The sequence below is a fragment of the Streptomyces sp. R818 genome, assembly GCF_056172735.1.
Genome location: NZ_JAOCNE010000011.1, coordinates 237,048 through 256,495, shown reverse-complemented (window position 1 = coordinate 256,495; position 19,448 = coordinate 237,048). Strand labels below are relative to the sequence as shown.

Sequence of the window (19,448 nt, the reverse complement as noted above, 5' to 3'; positions counted from 1 at the left end):
CATCGCTGCTTCGACCATCGCGCACGAGGGCCGTCCGCTGTTCGGCGGCGACTACAACCCCGAGCAGTGGCCCGAGGAAGTGTGGGCCGAGGACGTGACGCTGATGAAGGAGGCGGGCGTCACCTCGGTCACGGTCGGCGTCTTCGCCTGGGCCAGGCTCGAACCACGCCCCGGCGCGCGGGAGTTCGGCTGGCTCGACCGGCTGATGGACCTGCTGCACGCGCACGGCATCGGCGTCGTCCTCGCCACCCCGACGGCGTCCCCGCCACCCTGGCTCGGCCGGCTCCACCCCGAGACACTGCCGCGTGACGAGGACGGACACACGATCTGGTGGGGCTCGCGCCAGCAGTTCTCGCACTCCTCCAGCGCCTACCGCCGCTACGCCGCCGCGATCACCGAGGACCTCGCGATCCGCTACGGCCACCACCCGGCCCTGCGCATGTGGCACATCAACAACGAGTACTGCACGTTCGACCACGGCGATGAAGCCGCCCGCGCCTTCCGCGACTGGCTGCGCGCCAAGTACCGCACGCTCGACGCGCTGAACGAGGCGTGGGGCACGGCGTTCTGGAGCCAGCACCTCGACACCTGGGCGGACGTCATCCCGCCGCGCCGCGCGCAGTACACCCGCAACCCGGCGCAGCTCCTCGACTTCCGCCGCTTCACCTCGGACGCGCTCATGGAGTGCTACGTGGCCGAGCGCGACCTCGTACGCCGCCACTCCCCCGCGCACATCCCGGTCACGACCAATTTCATGCCCCTGTGGGTCGGGCAGGACGGCTGGGCGTGGGCGGAGCAGGAGGACGTCGTCTCCGTCGATGTCTATCCCGATCCGCGCGACCCGCTGGGCGGGCAGTACAACGCGATGATCGCCGACATGACGCGCGGCCAGGCCCGCGGCCCGTGGATGGTCATGGAGCAGGCGGCGGGCCCGGTGAACTGGCGCGAGGTCAACCACCCCAAGCCGGCCGGGCTCAACCGCCTCTGGTCGCTCCAGGCCGTGGCGCGCGGCGCGGACGCCGTCCACTACTTCCAGTGGCGGCAGTCCCGGCAGGGCGCGGAGAAGTTCCACTCCGGGATGGTCGGCCACGCGGGCGCGGAGGGCCGGGCCTTCGCCGAGGTCAAGCGGATCGGGGCCGAGCTGGCCCGTCTCGACGTCGCGGGCACCCATGAGCGGGCCGGCATCGCCGTCCTGCACGACTGGCACGCCTGGTGGGCGGCCGACCAGGACGGACGGCCGTCCCAGCGCGTCACGTACGAGGGTGTCGTACGGGCCTGGCACCGGGCGCTGTGGGAGGCGCACCTCGCCACCGACTTCGCGCACCCCGAGCACGACCTGTCCGCGTACAAGGTGGTCGTCGTGCCGCAGCTGTACCTGCTCACGGACGCCGCGATCGACAACCTCGTAGCGTACGTGCGCGGCGGCGGAACGCTCGTGTGCGGGTTCTTCACCGGGATCGCCGACGCCGACGACCGCGTACGGTCCGGCGGCGTCGACGCCCGCCTGCGCGACCTGTTCGGCATCCGCACCCTGCACGAGTGGTGGCCGCTCGACGAGGGGGAGACCGTCGACTGCGGGGAGTTCCGCGGCACGCTGTGGTCGGAGGAGCTGACCGCCTCCGCGGACGCCGACGTGGTGGCCTCGTACCGCGGCGGCGACCTCGACGGGCTCCCCGCCGTCCTGCGCCGAGGCCATGTCTGGTACCTCTCCACCCTCCCCGAACCTCCGGCGCTGTCCTCGCTCCTCGCGGACGCCGCCGCCGGAGCGGGCGTACGGCCTCCACTGTCCGGCCTCCCCGCAGGGGTGGAGGCCGTACGGCGGGGTGGGCTGCTGTTCCTGCTGCACCACGGGCGCGGCGAGACGGTCGTGCCGCTGCCGGACGGCGCGGCGTACCGGGACGTGCTGAGCGGCGCCGGGCACACGGGACGCATACGGCTCGGCCGGTTCGGCGTGGCCGTGCTCGCGCGCGAGGAGCGGGGGTCCGGTGCTGCCTGAGCATCCGCACGGCACCTGGGAGCCGGTGCCGGCCGAACGCTGGGAGGACGCCTTCCTCAGCGGCAACGGCCGGCACGGCGCCCTTGTGTTCGGGGACCCGCACGACGACCGGGTGATCGTCACCCAGCACACCCTGGTCCGCCCGGACGGCGAAGGGCCGCAGCCGGGCCCGCCCGCCCTCGCCGACCGGCTGCCCGCGCTCCAGGACAGCCTGCTCGCCGGCGACGTGGACGCCGCCGAGCGGTTCACGGACGGGCGTGCGCTGCGCTGGGTGCGGCCGTTCCATCCGGCGTTCCAGGTCAGGTTCGTACGGGAGAGCGTGGTGTGGCGGGGCTACCGCCGCTCCGTCGACTTCGCGACCGGGGTCGTCGATGCCCGGTGCGGCGGCTGGCACAGCCGGGTCTTCGTCTCCCGGGCGGACGACGTGGTCGTGCGGTACGTGACCGGGCCGGGCCTCGACGGCGAGCTGTGGCTCGACCACCGGCTCGCCGGGGTGCCGGACGGGCTCGGTGTCGGCCGCGCGATCGTCCTGACGTCGCACGGCGCGCAGGTGACGGTGCGCTGCCGGTACCCGGGCAGCGACCTCGCGTACACGGGGGTCACGCTGGCGCACGCGCAGGGCGGGCACTGCGCGGTGGGCGTCAAGGGCTTGCGTGTCGAGGGCGCGACGGGGCTGCTGCTGCTCACGCGGGTGCACCGGCACACCGGCGAGCTGGACGCCGCCACCGAGGCCGCCGACCTCGCGGCGCTGGTGAGCGGTGACCCGGCGACGACGTACGCGGACCTCCTCGCCCGCCACGAGGGGCCGCACCGCACCGCGTACGAGCGGGTGGCGTTCGATCTGAGCGGCCCTCCCGCCGAACGCGGCCTCCCCGGCAGCGCCCTCCTCGAACGCCCCGACAGCCACGCCCTCCTGGAGCGGCTGTTCGCGGCGGGCCGCTACCACCTGCTCAGCTCCTCGGGCGCGCTGCCGCCGCGCCTGACCGGGCTCTGGACCGGCGAGTGGGACACGGCGTGGTCGAGCGCGTTCACCACGGACGCCAACCTGAATCTGCAGACGGCGTCCGCCGCCGCCTGCGCCCTCCCCGAGGTCACCGACGCGCAAGGGGCGCTGATACGCGCCCAGTTGGCACACTGGCGGGACAACGCCCGGGAGATCTTCGGCGCCCGCGGCATCGTCGCGCCCGCCCACACCGACGGTGAGTCCGGGCACGCCTACCACTTCCAGCGGGAGTGGCCGATGCACCTGTGGACGGCCGGCGCCGACTGGCTGCTCACGCCGCTCGTCGAGCAGGCCGAGACGACGGGCGAGCGACCCGCCTGGCTGGCCGCCGCGCTCGCCGAGGTCGCCGTCTTCTACGAGGACTTCCTCAGCCGCACCGGGCCCGACGGGCGCGTGGTCGTCGTGCCGTCGTACTCGCCCGAGAACCGCCCGGCGAACGCGAGCTGGGGCACCCTGAACGCCACGATGGACATCGCGGCGGTCCGGCACGCCCTGCGCACCGCCGCCGCCTGGCACCCGGGGCCCGACGCCGACCGCTGGAACGCGCTCGCCGACCGGCTGCCCGACTACCGGGTCAACGCGGACGGGGCGCTCGCCGAGTGGGCCTGGCCCGGCCTCGACGACAGCTACGACCACCGCCATCTCAGCCACCTGTATCCGGTGTGGCCGCACCACGAGATCAACCCGTACTCCACCCCCGAGTGGGCCAAGGCGGCGCACCGGGCCCTCGAACTGCGCGGCGCCGAGAACGACTCGGCGCACGGCCACCTCCACCACGCCCTGATCGCGGCCCGGCTGCGCGATCCGGCCCGGGTCGGTGACGCCCTGCGCCATGTCCTGACCGGCGACTACTTCCACCGCTCCCTGATGAGCGCGCACTATCCGCGCCGCGACGTCTACAACGCGGACGCCGCGCACACCCTGCCCGCTCTGCTCACCGAGTCACTGCTCCAGTCCACGCCCGACCGGCTCGTCCTGCTGCCCGCGCTGCCCGACGGGTGGCGGCGCGGATCGGTGTCCGGCCTGCGCACCCGGTTCGGCGCACGCGTCGACCTGGCCTGGAGCGGCGGCACCTGCACGGCCGTGTTCCACCCCGGCCGGGACGCGGACGTGGCCCTCATGACCCCCGTCGGCGGCACCGGGCGGCTGCGCCTGACCGCGGGCGAGGAGCACCACCTCGCATTGCGCACACGGTAGTTCCGACCTCACCCCCACCCCCACCATGGAAAGGAACACCATGGCACCCACCCCACACCGCTCCCCGCGCCGCCGCACCCTGCTCGGCGCCGCGCTCGCCGCCTCGGCCGCCGTCGCCCTCGCCGCCGCTCCCGCGCAGGCGCTCGTCTGGTCGTCGTCCGACCAGTGGGGCAACTACACGACCTCGGACGGCTACATCCTCTACAACAACATCTGGGGCTCGGGCGCGGGCGCCCAGTCCATCTGGGCCAACTCCTCGTCCAACTGGGGCGTCTGGGCCAACCACCCGAACACGGGCGGCATCAAGTCCTACCCGAACGCCAAGAAGATCGTGAACAAGCCGCTCTCCTCCCTGTCGTCCCTCACCAGCAGCTACAACGTGACGGTGCCGTCGTCGGGCGCGTACAACACCTCGTACGACATCTGGGACAGCGACTACGACTACGAGGTCATGCTCTGGGTCAACTACAACGGGGCCGTCGGGCCGCTCGGCACCTCGCAGGGGACCGTGACGCTCGGCGGGCACACCTGGACCGTCTACAAGGGCGACAACGGGGCCAACGAGGTGTTCTCGTTCCTGCGCACCTCGGACTCGTCGTCCGGCACGGTGAACATCCTGCCGATCCTGAAGTGGATCAAGGACACCAAGGGGTGGTGGGGCAACGAGACGATCGGCGACGTCCAGTTCGGCTACGAGATCACCTCGTCGTCCGGCGGCCTGGACTTCAGGACCAACAGCTTCAAGGTCTCCAGCAGCTGATCCTTCCTCACGGGCGCGCGGTTCAGGACCCCACGGGGGCCTGGGCCGCGCTCTCGCGCAGGGTCAACTCCGGTTCCAGGAGCACGACTTCCTCGGCCGAGCCGCGCCCCTCAATGCGCGCGATGACCTGCTCGACCGCGCGCCGCCCCATCTCCTGCGCGGGGACGGCGACCGCGGTGAGCGGCACCGAGGCGTGCGCGGCGACCTGCTCGGGACAGACGGCGACGACCGAGACGTCCTCGGGGACGGCGCGGCCCGACTGGCGCAGGAGCGCGAGCAGCGGGTCGGTGGCCGCCTCGTTCTGCACGACGAAGGCGGTGGTGTTCGGGCGCTCGTCGAAGACGCGGGAGAGCGTCGCCGACACGGCGGCGTACGAGCCTTCGCACGGGCGGTGCAGCAGGCGCAGGCCCAGTTCGCGGCTGCGCTCGCGCAGCCCTGTCAGGGTCCGCTCGGCGAATCCGGTGCGCCGCTCGTAGACGGCGGCGGCCTCGCCGATGACGGCGATCTCGCGGTGGCCGAGGTCGGCCAGGTGCTCGGCGCAGACGGCGCCCGCGGCGGCGAAGTCGAGGTCGACGCAGGTCAGTCCGGTGGTGTCGGACGGCAGGCCGATGAGGACGGCGGGGCGGGGCGCGGAGCGCAGGAGCGGCAGCCGCTCGTCGTCCAGCTCGACGTCCATGACGATCATGGCGTCGGCGAGGGCGCTGCCCTCTATGCGGCGCACCGCCTGCGCGCCCTCCTCGCCGGTGAGCAGCAGGATGTCGTAGCCGTGGGCGCGGGCGGCCGTGGCGACGGCCATGGCGATCTCCATCATCACCGGCACGTACATGTCGGTGCGCAGCGGGACCATCAGGGCGATGATGTTCGACTTGCTGCTGGCCAGGGCCCGCGCGCCCGCGTTCGGGTGGTAGCCGAGCTGGCGGACGCTGGTCTCGACGCGCTCCCGGGTGGCGGCGGAGATGGAGCGCTTGCCGCTGAGGACGTAGCTCACGGTGCTGGCGGAGACTCCGGCGTGCCGGGCGACCTCTGCGAGCGTGACCATGTCGTTCTCCTGAGCCGTGACGAGGGGGCGCCGGTGCGGACCACTCCGACGGGGACGGGCTGCCGTGGGGTGTTCGGCCTACCGACCCTATGGCGGCGGGGGGTGCCTGTCCAGAAGCCAGTCGAAGCGCTTCGACAGTGGCGGCCTCCGCACCGGCACCTCACAGGTGGGCGACAGGTCAGGCCAGTTCGCCGAGGACCTCCCAGGTCCGTACGCGGGAGTCGTCACCGGCGGCCTCCGTGGAGCTGACGACCACGTCGGTGGCGCCCGCGTCCCGGTAGCGGCGCACCGCCTCCGTCAGGGTCTTCTCGTCGCCGACGACGGCGAGGTCGCCGGGGTGGTGGTGGCCGGACAGCTCGACGACGCGGGCGTAGGACGGGATCTGGGCGTAGAACGAGAGCTGCTCGTAGAGGCGCGGGCGAAGCGCGTCCGCGTCGTCGGTGACGACTCCGGGCACGAACGCGACGACGCGCGGCGCGGGCCGTCCCGCCTCGGCGGCGGCCCGGGTCACCTCGGGCACGATGTGCTCCTCCAGGGCGCGCGGGCCCGCGAGGTACGGCAGGATCCCGTCGGCCAGCCGCCCGCTGACGCGCAGGGCCTGCGGGCCCATCGCGGCGACGAGCAGCGGCACGGGCGGTTCGGCGCCCGGAACGGACGCGGGCAGTGGGGTCCGTGCCGTGAGGTGCTCACCCTCGAAGTCGACCTCCCCGGTGTGCACCAACTGCCGCAGCACGGTGAGGAATTCACGCAGCCGGCCGACCGGGCGCTCGAAGGGAATGCCGAAGGCGCCCTCGGAGATCAGCTTCGTGCCGAGTGCGAGCCCGAGGTGGTAGCGCCCGCCGATGGCGGCCTGGACCGTCCGCGCCTGGCTCGCCACGAGCAGCGGGTGGCGGCCGAACACCGGGAGCGCGGAGGTGCCCAGGTGGAGGTCGGGGACGGCGCGGCCGATGACCGCCGCGAGCGTCGGGGCGTCGTAGCCGAGCGTCTGCCCGAACCACAGGGAGGTGAGGCCGGACGCGCGGGCCTGGCGCGCCTGCTGAACGGCGTCGTCGATGAGGAGGTCGGAACCGGTCGTGTTGAGGATCACTCCCACTGTCATGACAAGGACAACGAGCGGGTTGACCGTCCCGATTCCGGGTGCCGTATGAACAGTTCGTTGCGGGCGACGGCGCGGTGGGCCGGAACGGGGGCGGCGCCGCGCCTACCGTCCCCCGTATGAAGACTCGCGCCCAGCTCTCCCTTCTCCTCCTCGCCGGGGCGTCCGGCGCCGTCGACGCGCTCGCCTTCACCGCGCTCGGCACCGTCTTCGCCGGGGTGATGACCGGGAACCTCGTGCTGCTCGGTGTGGCGGTCGGGGAGGTCGCCGGGGGCGGGTCCGGGCAGGGGGAAGGCGTGGCCGGGCCGTTGTGGGCGCTCGCCGGGTACGTCGTCGGGGCCGCGCTCGTCGCGCGCGTGTGCCGGGGCCGCCCGGCCCGCCGGGAGGAGTGGCCGGGCCGTGCCGTGGCCTGCCTCGCGGGGCAGGCCGTGCTGCTCGCCGGCGTCGCGGTCGTCGGCGCGGTGTGCGGCGGCCACCCCGACGCGCCCTGGCGGACGGTGCTGCTCGTCGCCGCCGCGCTCGCGATGGGCGGCCAGTCGGCGGCGATGGTCGCGGCCGGTGCCGCGCCGACGACCTACTTCACCGGAACCCTCACGACCCTCGTCACCGGGTTCACGGACGGATCGCGGCGCGGGGCCGGGCAACTCCGGGTCGCCGCACGCCTCTTCGCCGTCGTCGGCGGGGCCGCCTGCGCGGTGACCCTGCACGCGCGTGCGCCGTCGTGGGGGTTCGTGCCACCGGCCGTTCTGGCGGCCGCAGCGGTGGTGTGCCAGAAACCTGCACAGCGAGTGCGCAGAGCGGTCACGGGGGAACACGAAAATCCACCGCGCGGCTCGGACACGGAAACCCATTGATGCGCGAGTGTCCCTTTTCCCGAAGGTGCCCGCACCCCTTTCACCCTTTCTCCCGTGAAGGTTGTGAAGGGAATGGCACCGGCCCGTGAATGGTCCTGCACCGGGCGGTAATTGACCCCGCACATCCCCTCCCACCGGGGACGTTCCGATTAGCTGTGCGATGCGTCAACGTGCTTTGATCCTCCGCACCGCAGGACCTCACGGATTCGCCTCCACCGATTCCGTGCAGCGTTCCCGCGTTTTTCGCAATACCCCGATACCCCAGATACCCATTGAGAAGGGCGGCTCTCCTCATGAGCAACACCCCCCAGGTCCAGACCCTCGAGATCTCCGACGCCGAGCTGGACAACGTCTCCGGCGGCCTCGTCGGCGGCCTCGCCTCCAACGTGACCGGCACCGTCGACTCGATCGCCCCGGTCTCGGGCGTCGTCGCGGGCGTCACCGGCACGGTCGAGGGCCTGACCGGCGTCAACGTCGGCGCCGTCACGGGTCTGGCCACCGGTCTGGTCGCCGGCCTCTGAGCCGGATCCAGTACGGATCACGCCGCCGCCACCTGACGGGCGGCGGCTCCAAGGCCCCGGGACTCCAAGGTCCCGGGGCTTTCGGGCGCGTCAGGGCCGCGGGGCACCGCCCCGGCCGGCGCTGGGCTACGTAAGGGAAACATCGCGTGCAGTTCCGTCAGCAGGCGCTCAGCAAACTGCAGTCGCCGGACCAGCTCGACCTGCCGGTGCGCCTCGCCCGGCCGCAGGGGGTGCTCGCCCTCGCCGTGACCCTCGTCGTCATGGCCGCGTCCTGTGTGTGGGCCGTCACCGGTTCGCTGGACTCGACGCTCAAGGCGAGCGGCATCCTCACCTACGGACAGGGCAGCTACGTCCTCCAGACCCCGGTCACCGGGCAGGTCACCGGCGTCTACGTGAAGGAGGGGCAGCGGGTCGGCAAGGACGCGCCCCTGCTGAAGGTCCGCACGGAGCAGGGCAATCGGGTCGTGCGCGCCATCGACGCCGGGCGCGTCACCGCGCTCGTCGCCCGCGTCGGCGCCGTCATCACCACGGGCGCCGATGTCGCGACGCTGGAGAAGACCACGTCGGAGCGCGATCCGCTGCTCGCCATGGTGTACGTGCCCGCGACCGGCGCGGCGAACGTACCCGCGAACGCCTCCGTCGACCTCACCGTGCCCGCCGCCCAGAGCTACGGCGTGCTGCGCGGCAAGGTGAAGGCGGTCGGCCGCGCCGCCCAGACCCGGCGCCAGGTCACCGACTTCCTCGGCGACGGCGAACTGGCCGCGCAGTTCACGCAGGGCGGGGCCCGCGTGCCCGTGCTCGTCCAGCTCACCAAGGACACGCACACGAAGTCCGGCTACGCCTGGTCGACCAAGGACGGGCCGCCCTACCCGCTCACCTCCATGACCCTCGCCTCCGCCGCCGTGCACCTCGCCGAGCAGCGCCCGATCGATTGGCTGCTGCCGTGACCTCCACCTCGCTGCCGCCCGCGAGCCACCGCCCCGACCGGCGCCGCGCCCGCTCCGCTCCCCCGCCGCCCAAGCGCCGCAGGACCGTCCGCACCCCGACCGTGCTCCAGATGGAGGCCGTCGAGTGCGGCGCCGCCGCGCTCGGCATGGTCCTCGCGCACCACGGCCGCCACATTCCGCTCGAAGAACTGCGCATCGCGTGCGGTGTCTCGCGGGACGGTTCGCGCGCGAGCAATCTGCTGAAGGCGGCGCGCAGTTACGGCATGACCGCCAAGGGCATGCAGATGGAGACGGCGGCCCTCGCCGACGTCCAGGGCCCCGCGATCCTGTTCTGGGAGTTCAACCACTACGTCGTCTACGACGGCATGGGCCGCCGCTTCGGACGGCGCGGCGTGCACATCAACGACCCGGACAAGGGCCGCCGGTTCGTCGCCATGGAGGACTTCGACACCAGCTTCACGGGTGTCGTGCTCGTGATGGAGCCGGGGGACGGCTTCCGTACGGGCGGGCGCCGGCCCGGTGTGCTCAAGGCGCTGCCCGGACGGCTGCGCGGCACGACCGGCACCATGCTCGCCGCGCTCCTCGCGAGCCTGCTCCTGGTGGCGGTCGGCGCGGCGGTGCCCGCGCTCAGCAAGACCTACATCGACCTCTTCCTCATCGGCGAGCAGACCTCGCTGCTCGGCGCGCTGTTCGCGTCGATGGCCGCGATGGTCGCCCTGACGGGTGTCCTGACCTGGCTGCAACAGGCGAACCTGCTGCGCGGCCGCATCATCTCCTCCACCCTGTCCAGCGCCCGCTTCTTCCGCCACCTGCTGCGCCTGCCGGTGACGTTCTTCGCCCAGCGCAGCCCGGCCGACCTGGTGCAGCGGCTCCAGTCCAACGACGCGGTCGCCGAGACCCTGGCCCGCGACCTCACCGCCGCCGGGGTCGACGGCATCGTGGTGCTGCTCTACGCGGCGCTGCTGTGGACCTACGACCCGCAGCTCACGCTCGTCGGTGTCGGCATCGCGCTGCTGAACGTGGTGGCGATGCGGATCGTCGTCCGGCTGCGCGCGACCCGTACGCAGAAGCTGCGGGCGGACTCGGCGCGGCTGACCAACACCGCGTACACCGGGCTCCAGCTGATCGAGACGATGAAGGCGACCGGCGGCGAGAACGGGTTCTTCCGGCGCTGGGCCGGGCAGCACGCGACGACCCTGGAGGAGCAGCAGCGGCTCGGGGTGCCGAGCGCGTGGCTCGGCATCGTCGCGCCGACGCTCGCGACGCTGAACAGTGCGCTGATCCTGTGGATCGGTGGTCTGCGGGCCGTGGAGGGGCACCTCTCCGTCGGACTCCTGGTCGCCTTCCAGGCGCTCGTCGCCCGCTTCACCGCGCCGATCACCCGGCTCAACGGGGTCGCGGGGCGCATCCAGGACTTCGCCGCCGACGTGGCCCGGCTGAAGGACGTCGAGAACTTCCCCGTCGACAGCCTGTACGCGCGCCCGGAGGCGGTGCGGAGCACGCGCCGCCTGAAGGGACACGTCGAGCTGGACGACATCACCTTCGGGTACAGCCCGCTCGACAAGCCGCTCCTGTCCGGGTTCTCGCTGACGGTCGGGCCGGGGCAGCAGGTGGCGCTCGTCGGCGGGTCCGGCAGCGGCAAGTCGACGGTCTCGCGGCTGATCTCCGGTCTGTACGCGCCCTGGGAGGGCGTCATCCGGATCGACGACCGGCGCCTGGACGACATCCCGCGCGGGGCGCTCGCCGCCTCCGTGTCCTTCGTCGACCAGGACGTCTTCCTCTTCGAGGGCACCGTGCGCGACAACGTGGCGCTGTGGGACCCCTCGATTCCCGACGAGGCGGTCGCCGACGCGCTGCGCGACGCGTGCCTGTACGACGTGGTGGCGCGGCGCCCCGGCGGCCTGCACAGCCGCGTCGAGCAGGACGGCCGCAACTTCTCCGGCGGCCAGCGCCAGCGCCTGGAGATCGCGCGGGCCCTGGTGCGCCGCCCCAGCATCCTCGTCCTGGACGAGGTGACGAGCGCGCTCGACGCCGAGACCGAACAGATCGTGATGGACAACATCCGGCGGCGCGGCTGCGCCTGCGTCGTCATCGCGCACCGCCTGAGCACCGTGCGCGACAGCGACGAGATCGTGGTCCTCGACCACGGCCAGGTCGTCGAACGGGGCCGCCACGAACACCTCGTACGGGCGGGCGGGGCCTACGCCGAGCTGGTCAGGGAGCACTGAGATGACGCACGCCGCGACGGAGTCCGCCCCGTACGCCGCCTCGGACCAGGTGGTCGCCGCGTTCGGCGGGCTCGGCACCCCGGTCGACTGCACGGGCCTGCGCAGCCTGTCATTGGAAGGGCCGCAGGTTCTGTGGCTCGTCGTGGAGGGCGCGCTCGACCTGTTCGCCGTGGACGTGTACGAGCAGGGCCACTGGCACTTCCTCGGCCGTCTCGAACCGGGCACGCTGCTGCTCGGCCCGGTCGAGGGCACCCGGCACACCCTCGTCGGACGGCCCCTCGCGGGCTGCGCCCTGCGCCGGATACCGCTGCGTGAGCTGCCGTACAGCCCGGCCGCGCACGACGGCACGTACGACATGGCGTGGAGCCTGCTCGAAGAGGCGTTCGCGCTCGGGGTCGGGCGCGGTCAGCGCGTGCTCTTCGAGGCGCCGCTCAGCGACCGGACCGGGCACAGCGCGGACGACGCGTTCACCGGCGACGACGACGTGCTCTGGCCGCAGCTCGCGCCGGGCAGCGTGCAGTACGGCTCCGCGTACGCCGCCGACGCCGCAGCGGACCTGCTGATGGACGGCGCGCTGTGGCAGCGCATGGTCGACCAGCAGTACCGGCTCCTCGCCACGCTCGACCGGTGGATCGAGCGGTTGGAGAGCGCGCACGAGGACCGGGCGGCGGCGGGCATCCGCGCGGGCGAGGCCGTCCGCGAACAGGCCGACCGGACGCTGCTCGCCTCCATCGGTACGCGCGGGCGGCGCGAGCGCGGGACACAGGGCGGCGTCGACGCGACGTACGCGGCGTGCAAGGTCGTGGCGGACGCGGCCGGGATCCGGCTCGCCGAGCCGGGCCACAGCGGCGCGGTCAGCGACCGGATCGACCCGGTCGAGCAGATCGCGGTCGCCTCCCGCATCCGGACCCGGCCGGTACGGCTCGCCGGTCCCTGGTGGCGTGAGGACATGGGGCCCCTCGTCGGGTTCCGGGCCGCGTCCGGGGCACCGGTCGCGCTGCTGTGGCGGCGCGGCGGCTACGAGGCCGTGCACCCCTCCGCCGAGCGCGGCGGCACCCGGATCGACGAGGACACCGCGGAGGACTTCGAGGAGCGGGCCGTGATGCTGTACCGGCCGCTGCCCGAGGGGAGGCTGACGCCCTGGCGCCTGGCCCGGTTCAGCCTGCGCGCCGCCGCCTCCGACGTGCGCAGGCTGCTGCTCGCGGGCCTGGTGACGGTGGGGCTCGGCGCGCTCGTGCCCGTGGCGACGGGCCATGTGCTCGGCACCTACGTGCCGAACGCGCAGACGAGCCTCATCACACAGGTGTCCTTGGCGGTCGTGATCACCAGTCTCGTGTCCGCCGTCTTCATGCTGCTGCAGAACGTGACCGTGCTGCGGGTCGAGGGCCGCGTCGAGAGCGTGCTGCAACCGGCCGTCTGGGACCGGCTGCTGCGGCTGCCGACCCGCTTCTTCGCGTCCCGCTCCACCGGGGAACTGGCGAGCGCGGCCATGGGCATCAGCGCGATCCGCAGGCTGCTCTCCGGAGTCGGCCCGGTCGCCGTGCAGTCGGTGACCATCGGCGCGATGAACCTCGTCCTGCTCCTCCTCTACAGCGTGCCGCTCGCGCTCGCGGCGCTCGGCATGCTCGTGGTCGTCGCCGCTGTCTTCCTCACCCTCGGGCTGTGGGAGCTGCGCTGGCAGCGACGGCTCGTGGAGCTCGGCAACAAGCTCAACAACCGGGCGTACCAGACCCTGCGCGGGCTGCCGAAGCTGCGGGTCGCCGGGGCCGAGAGCTTCGCGTACGCGGCCTGGGCGAAGGAGTTCGCGCGCAGCCGCGACCTGCACCGCCGCGCGGGCCGCGTCAAGAACGCGACGACGGTCCTCAACGCCGTCTACCTGCCGCTGTGTTCGCTGGTGATGTTCATGCTGCTCGCGGGTCCGGCGCGGGGCAGCATGTCGGCGGCGTCCTTCCTCACGTTCAACACCGCGGTGACGATGCTGCTGACCTCCGTGACGCAGCTGACGGGCGCGCTGATCTCGGCCGCCGCCGTGCTGCCCATGTACGAGCAGATCAAGCCGGTCCTCGACGCGGAGCCCGAGGTGCGCGGCACGGCGACGCAGCCCGGCGAGCTGACCGGCGCCCTGGAGGCCCGCGCCCTCTCCTTCCGCTACACCGACGACGGGCCGCTCGTCCTGGACGACGTGTCGCTGGCGATCCGGCCCGGCGAGTTCGTGGCCGTCGTCGGCGAGAGCGGCTGCGGCAAGTCCACGTTGCTGCGCCTGCTCATCGGCTTCGACGCGCCCACTTCCGGGAGCGTGCTCTACGACGGCCAGGACCTCTCCGCGCTCGACCAGGCGGCGGTGCGGCGCCAGTGCGGGGTCGTCCTGCAGAACGCGCAGCCGCTGACCGGGTCGATCCTCGACTGCATCTGCGGCGCGGAGTCGTTCACGCCCGAGGAGGCGATGGCGGCGGCCGAGATGGCGGGGCTCGCCGAGGACATCAGGCGGATGCCGATGGGCCTGCACACGATGATCTCCGGCGGCGGCGCGATCTCCGGCGGGCAGCGCCAGCGGCTGATGATCGCGCAGGCGCTGATCCGCCGCCCGCGCCTGCTCTTCTTCGACGAGGCGACGAGCGCGCTCGACAACGAGACCCAGCGCATCGTCATCGACAGCACCCGCGCCCTGCGCGCCACCCGCGTCGTCATCGCCCACCGGCTGTCCACGGTGCTCGACGCGGACCGGGTCGTCGTCATGTCGGCGGGGCGCGTCGTGCAGCAGGGCGCGCCCGCCGAACTGCTCGCGGACACGGGCGGGCGGCTGCACGAGCTGGTGCGGCGGCAGCTGGCGTGAGGGGCGGGGCACGCCGGGTGTGAGTCCAGGGCGTGCGTGCCGGAGCCGGGACAGGGAGCACTCCGAGCGGTTACGCTCACTATGAGTGAACTCGCCTACGTTCGGGTGGTGTTGATGCTGCGTCGGGGGATCAGCGGTGACACGGTCGGTGACAGTACGGGTGGCGCGGCGGGTGGCGGCCGCACGGGCCCGAAGCGGGATCTGCGCAGTCGGCCGTTCCCGGCGGTGACGGGCGGCACGCCGCAGGCCCGGCGCGAGGCGCTCGTCGCGATCCGCGCGTGGGCCGAGCAGGAGGCCGAGGACGCCGTCGACTGGTACCTGCGCGACCGGCGCCTGAAGCGGCGCGGCTCCCGTTTCATCCGCGGCCTGACGATCCTGCTGGCCATAGCGGGGACGGCCGTCCCCCTGGCGGGCTCCCTCGACCAGGGCCCGCCGCAGGCGCTCGGGTACGTGCTGCTCGCGCTCGCCGCGGGCTGCAAGGGCTTCGACCACTTCTTCGGGCTCTCGGCCGCCTGGATGCGGGACATGGCGGCGGCGCAGGCGCTGCGCACGAAGCTGAGCGAGTTCCGGCTCGCGTGGTCGCGCGAGGAGCTGCGGGCAGGACCCGCGGCGGACGGGATCACCGCGGAGGGCCTGGAGCGGCGCATGGACCTGATCACCGCGCTGGTGGCGGCCGTGCACAGCCAGGTCGAGGGCGAGACGGCGGGCTGGCTGACGGAGTTCGCGGCGAGCGAGCAGCAGTTGCGGGACCAGACGGCGGTCCCGGGACCGGCGCCCGCGCCGCGTTAGGCACGGGAAGCGGGGCCGGAACACGGGGGGCGGGGAGCATGGGCCGGATCTTCACTGTGGTGGCGCCTGACGGCGTGGAGCGGGACGTGGTGGTGACGGCCGCCGGGGACACCCCGGTCCGGGCCGTCGCGGAGGCGCTCGGCCAGGTGTGCGGGCTGCCGGAGGTGACGCGGCTTGCGCTGCGCGGCGCGCAGGACACGGCGGAGAACGTCGCGCTCGACGCGCCGCTCGACGAGTCGCCGCTGCGGGACGGCTGCACGCTCTGGCTGCACCGGCCGCCCGCGCCGCCCGACACCGCCGGGCCCGACTTCACGGCCCTGCCGCAGGAGCTGCTCACCGCGGGCGGCGACGGCACGCTGATGTTCCGCAGGCCGCCCCGGGTCTTCCCGGCGGGGCCGCCGGCCGAGACGGACAGGCCCGGCAGGTTCCGGTTGCGCCGGGCCGCCAAGCGGGCCCGCGAACAGCTCCGGGCGCAGGCCGCGTACCTGGTTCCCGGCCCGGCCGACATCCTCACCGGGGCCTACGGCGAGACGGCCCGCCTGTGGGAGCGCCGGGTGAGCGACGGCGACCACCTGCGCCTGCGCATCGGCGTCAACAGCGTCGGCGCGTACCCCGTCCCGGTGGTCGTGGACCTGCCGGGCACGGGCATCCTCGGCGTCGCGGGCCCCACCCCGGTGACCCGGCGCATCGGCGCCTGGCTGATCGCGCAGGTGGCGTTGTTGCACAGCCCGGCCGACGTCGGGGTGCGGGTGTTCACGACGCCCTCCGGGGCGGCCGACTGGCGGTTCGCCCGCTGGCTTCCCGGGGTCCGCTCGTACGACGGGGAGAGCCGGCCGCGGATCAGCACCGACTACGCGGGCCACCTCAAGCAGGTCTCCGAGGCGCTGACGACGCTGCGCGAGCGGCAGAGCAGGCCGTTGCCGCCGCCCGGCGGCACCCGGCGCCACCTGGTCCTCGTCCTCGACGGGGCCCGCCCCCTCATCTCGCTGCCCGGGGTGTCGCAGCTGCTGCGCGAGGGCCCGGCCGCCGGGATCTTCGCCGTCTGTCTGGCGCCCGACGTGCGGTCGCTGCCGCAGCAGTGCGCGGCCGTGATCGAGGCCGAGCAGTTCCCGCCGCGCGCTCCCGACTCGACGGCCTTCACCCTGTACACGTCGGGCGGCACCGACCTGACGGGCATCGCCGACACCGTCTCCGACGACTGGCTCGACCGGACGGCCCGCGCCGTCGCCCCGCTGCGCGACGCCACCGCCGACGACCTGCGCCCGCGCCCCCACCGCCTCCTGGACCTGCTCGGCATGGGCACGCCGGATCCGCACGAGATCGTGGCGCGCTGGGAGGCGTCGCCGCGCGGCACGGAGGCGCTGATCGGGCGGTCCACGCCGACCCCGGTCGCGCTCGACCTGCTGCGGGACGGGCCGCACGCCCTGGTCGCGGGCACCGCCGGGTCCGGCAAGACGGAGTTCCTGTGCACGTGGATCGCCTCGCTCGCGGTGGCGAACCGGCCGGACGAGATGACGTTCATGCTCGTCGACCACAAGGGCGGCTCCGCCTTCGGCGACCTGGCCCGCCTCCCCCACACGGTGGCCGTCGTCAACGACGTGGGGCCGGGCCTCGGCGACCGGGTCCTCGACGGGCTCGGCGCCGAACTGCGCCGCCGCGAGCGGCGGTTGTTCGAGGCCCATGTGAAGGACATCCACGAGTACGCGGACCTGCGCGACCGGGGCAGGGACGGGGCGGAGCCGGGACCGCCGCCGCTGCCCCGGCTCGTCATCGTCATGGACGAGTTCGCCTCGCTCGCCCGCGAGGACGCCGACTTCCTGTCCGGGCTCATCGACATCGCCCGGCGCGGCCGCTCCCTCGGCATCCACCTGGTCTGCGCCACGCAGCGCCCCTCGGGCGTGGTCAGCGCGGAGATCCGGGCCCTGACCAACCTGCGGGTCGCCCTGCGCCTGGTCGACGAGGGCGAGAGCATGGACGTCATCGACGCGCCGGACGCCGCCCAGCTCAGCACCTCCTCGCCCGGGGTCGCCCTGATCAGGACCGGCACCTTCGACCCGCTGCTCGTGCAGACCGCCCGCGTCGGCGGCCTGCACCGGCCCGCGGGGAGCGAGGCCGTCGTCGTCCGGGAGATCACGCCCTACGGGTCCCAGCCGCGCACCCCGCTGACCGTGCGGGACGAACCGGACTCGGTCGGCACGACGGATCTCGCGCTGCTCGTGGACGCCCTGAGCGAGGCGACCGAGCTGCTCGCGGTCGAGCCGCCGCCGACGCCGCTGCCGCCGCCCCTCAAGGAGGTCCTGCCGCTCACCGACATCCGGCCGCCCGCACGAGGACGGGGTCTCGCGCCGCTCGCGTTCGGTCTGGAGGACGCGCCGGAGGAGCAGACCCAGCGCCCGGCCATCCTCGACCTCGCGCGCGACGGCAACCTGCGGATCGTGGGCGCGCCCCGCACCGGCCGCTCGCAGTTCCTGCGCACCCTCGCCGCCGCCGTCGCCCGCCAGCACAGCCCGCGGACATCCACGTGTACGGGATCGACTGCGGCGACGGCGCGCTGCAGGCGCTCACCGAACTCCCGCACTGCGGCACCGTCGTGAACCTGGGCCGCCCCGACCACATGGTGCGGCTGCTCGGCATGCTCACCGCCACCGTCCGCAGGCGTCAGGAGCTGCTCTCGCACGGCGGTTTCGCGGACATCGGCGCGCAGCGCCAGTCCGTGGCGACACCGCGCCGGATGCACTACCTCCTCGTCCTCCTCGACGGCTGGGAGGAGTTCCTGACCAGCATGGGCTCCACCGACGGGGGCGGCGCCGTCGACGACCTGTACGCGGTCCTGCGCGGCGGCCCGCAGGTCGGTGTCTGCACGGTCCTCGCGGGCGGCGCCCAGATCCTCAACACGCGGCGCCTGGTCTCGCTGACCGAGCGGCTCCTCGTCCTGCGGCTGCCCGCCCCCGACTGGTACGCCAACGTCGGGCTGCCGCGACGGCGCTTCCCCGAGGTGCAGCCCGCCGGGCGGGCGCTCAGCGCGGAGAGCGGGCGGCTGCTGCAGATCGCGACGCTGCCGGGGCCGACGACCCGGCAGGGCCAGACCGACGCGCTCGCCCGGTACGCGGCCGACGCGCGCGCCCGCGACCCCGAACTCCAGGGCAGCCAGCGCCCGTTCCGCATCGAGGACCTGCCGCTCGTGGCCGACCAGTTCCACGTCGGCACCGGCAAGGGCCGCCCGGTGGGGCGCGAGGCGGAGCTGGCGTGGCTGCGCGACCGGCACGCCACCGGCGCCTCGGTCGCCCTGCTCGGGCCGCGCAGGGCGGGCAAGACCTGGGTCCTGGAGGAGCTGTGGCGGCGGCTGCGCGCGGACGGTGCCACCGCAGTGCAGCCGATCCTGGTGCTTCCCTCCGGCGGGCAGGTCGAGACGCCGGACGCCCTCGCCCACCTCCTGGACCGCAGGCTCTCCGGGCCCGGCGCCGCCCAGCGGCTCATCAACAAGGTGGGCCGGCGCTCGGGCTCCGACCGGATGGCGTTCCTCCTCGACGAGATCGGCCGCCTCGTCAACTACGACCCCGGCGTCGTCTCGTGGCTGCGCGACCTCGGGCAGGCCGGGGCCTGGTTCGTCTACACCGGCACCCAGAAGGACTGGCACCGGGTGGTGCGCTGGGCGCTCACCGCGCCGGGATCGAGCTTCGGCAACGACGTGAACGCGCGCGTCCTCGGCCCCCTCGACGACCAGGCCGCCCTGAAGTTCCTCACCGGCACCGCCGAGAACCTGGGCGTCAACATCGCCCCGGACCGCACCGGGCAGGCCGTCCTCGACCTCGTCGGCACCTGGCCGTTCTACCTCCAGGTCGTCGGCGACGCCCTGGTGCGTGCCGCGCAGGACAACGAGGTCCGCCCGCTCAGCGACGACCGGGCCCTCGCCGACCTCGTCGAGCAGCGCCTCATCGTGGAGTGGGACCACCACTTCCGGGCGCGCTGGGAGGAGATCGGGCCCGCCGGACGCGCCGCGCTGCTCGCCGACCCCGGGGCGATCCCGGTGGACCCGGCCCGCGCCCAGCGCAACGACCTGCGCGAGGTCGGCCTCCTCCGGCACAACCAGTGGCTGGCCGACCGGCCCTTCCTCGACTGGGTCGGCCACAGCGAGAGCTCACTGCGCGACGAGGAGTCCCGGCCATGACCCGCACACCCGCCCCG

At 73.7% G+C, this 19,448-nt stretch carries 13 protein-coding genes; 11 read left to right on the top strand and 2 right to left on the bottom strand.

From position 1 onward, the window contains the following. Position 1: 1 nt before the first annotated feature. The 3 genes from N5I75_RS25860 to N5I75_RS25850 are packed head-to-tail and all read left to right on the top strand — an operon-like array spanning position 2 to position 4,956. Positions 2 to 1,996: a beta-galactosidase gene (locus N5I75_RS25860; protein ID WP_476681294.1), complete on the top strand. Its 1,995-nt coding sequence runs from the start codon at positions 2 to 4 to the stop codon at positions 1,994 to 1,996. Beyond that, positions 1,989 to 4,196: a glycosyl hydrolase family 95 catalytic domain-containing protein gene (locus N5I75_RS25855; RefSeq protein ID WP_476681292.1), complete on the top strand. Its 2,208-nt coding sequence runs from the start codon at positions 1,989 to 1,991 to the stop codon at positions 4,194 to 4,196. Before N5I75_RS25860 ends, N5I75_RS25855 begins: the two co-directional genes overlap by 8 nt. Positions 4,197 to 4,236: 40 nt before the next feature. Continuing rightward, complete coding sequence (locus tag N5I75_RS25850) at positions 4,237 to 4,956, top strand: GH12 family glycosyl hydrolase domain-containing protein (RefSeq protein ID WP_476681093.1); 720 nt, start codon at positions 4,237 to 4,239, stop codon at positions 4,954 to 4,956. 22 nt (positions 4,957 to 4,978) lie between these two features. Here N5I75_RS25850 and N5I75_RS25845 read toward each other — a convergent pair whose 3' ends face one another. Together N5I75_RS25845 and N5I75_RS25840 are read right to left on the bottom strand one after the other, a co-directional pair. Next, the gene (locus N5I75_RS25845; protein ID WP_476681091.1) at positions 4,979 to 5,995 is read right to left on the bottom strand and encodes a LacI family DNA-binding transcriptional regulator; all 1,017 of its coding nucleotides are present in this window, start codon (positions 5,993 to 5,995) and stop codon (positions 4,979 to 4,981) included. A 178-nt stretch (positions 5,996 to 6,173) separates the two neighbouring features. After that, positions 6,174 to 7,094 (bottom strand): LLM class F420-dependent oxidoreductase, encoded by a 921-nt coding sequence (locus N5I75_RS25840; protein WP_476681090.1) that lies wholly within the window; start codon positions 7,092 to 7,094, stop codon positions 6,174 to 6,176. A gap of 116 nt (positions 7,095 to 7,210) precedes the next feature. Between N5I75_RS25840 and N5I75_RS25835 the strand changes: the two genes are divergently transcribed. The 8 genes from N5I75_RS25835 (at position 7,211) to N5I75_RS25800 (ending at position 19,431) form a co-directional block, all read left to right on the top strand. Beyond that, positions 7,211 to 7,945, top strand: coding sequence for a YoaK family protein (locus tag N5I75_RS25835; RefSeq protein WP_476681088.1), 735 nt, complete (start codon positions 7,211 to 7,213; stop codon positions 7,943 to 7,945). A 293-nt stretch (positions 7,946 to 8,238) separates the two neighbouring features. Continuing rightward, the gene (locus N5I75_RS25830) at positions 8,239 to 8,466 is read left to right on the top strand and encodes a type A2 lantipeptide (protein WP_398194386.1); all 228 of its coding nucleotides are present in this window, start codon (positions 8,239 to 8,241) and stop codon (positions 8,464 to 8,466) included. Positions 8,467 to 8,612: 146 nt separating this feature from the next. Further along, positions 8,613 to 9,413, top strand: a complete 801-nt coding sequence (locus N5I75_RS25825; RefSeq protein WP_476681085.1) for a DUF2118 domain-containing protein — start codon at positions 8,613 to 8,615, stop codon at positions 9,411 to 9,413. Positions 9,414 to 9,424: 11 nt separating this feature from the next. Then, positions 9,425 to 11,641, top strand: a complete 2,217-nt coding sequence (locus N5I75_RS25820) for an NHLP family bacteriocin export ABC transporter peptidase/permease/ATPase subunit (RefSeq protein WP_476681290.1) — start codon at positions 9,425 to 9,427, stop codon at positions 11,639 to 11,641. 1 nt (position 11,642) lies between these two features. Further along, positions 11,643 to 14,474, top strand: a complete 2,832-nt coding sequence (locus tag N5I75_RS25815) for an NHLP bacteriocin export ABC transporter permease/ATPase subunit (RefSeq protein WP_476681083.1) — start codon at positions 11,643 to 11,645, stop codon at positions 14,472 to 14,474. Between the two features lie 114 nt (positions 14,475 to 14,588). Next, positions 14,589 to 15,263, top strand: coding sequence for an SLATT domain-containing protein (locus N5I75_RS25810; RefSeq protein WP_476681288.1), 675 nt, complete (start codon positions 14,589 to 14,591; stop codon positions 15,261 to 15,263). A gap of 59 nt (positions 15,264 to 15,322) precedes the next feature. Continuing rightward, complete coding sequence (locus tag N5I75_RS25805; RefSeq protein WP_476681081.1) at positions 15,323 to 17,857, top strand: FtsK/SpoIIIE domain-containing protein; 2,535 nt, start codon at positions 15,323 to 15,325, stop codon at positions 17,855 to 17,857. Then, positions 17,785 to 19,431 (top strand): FtsK/SpoIIIE domain-containing protein, encoded by a 1,647-nt coding sequence (locus N5I75_RS25800; protein ID WP_476681079.1) that lies wholly within the window; start codon positions 17,785 to 17,787, stop codon positions 19,429 to 19,431. The genes N5I75_RS25805 and N5I75_RS25800 overlap by 73 nt, the downstream gene beginning before the upstream one ends. The last annotated feature ends 17 nt before the right edge of the window (positions 19,432 to 19,448 follow it).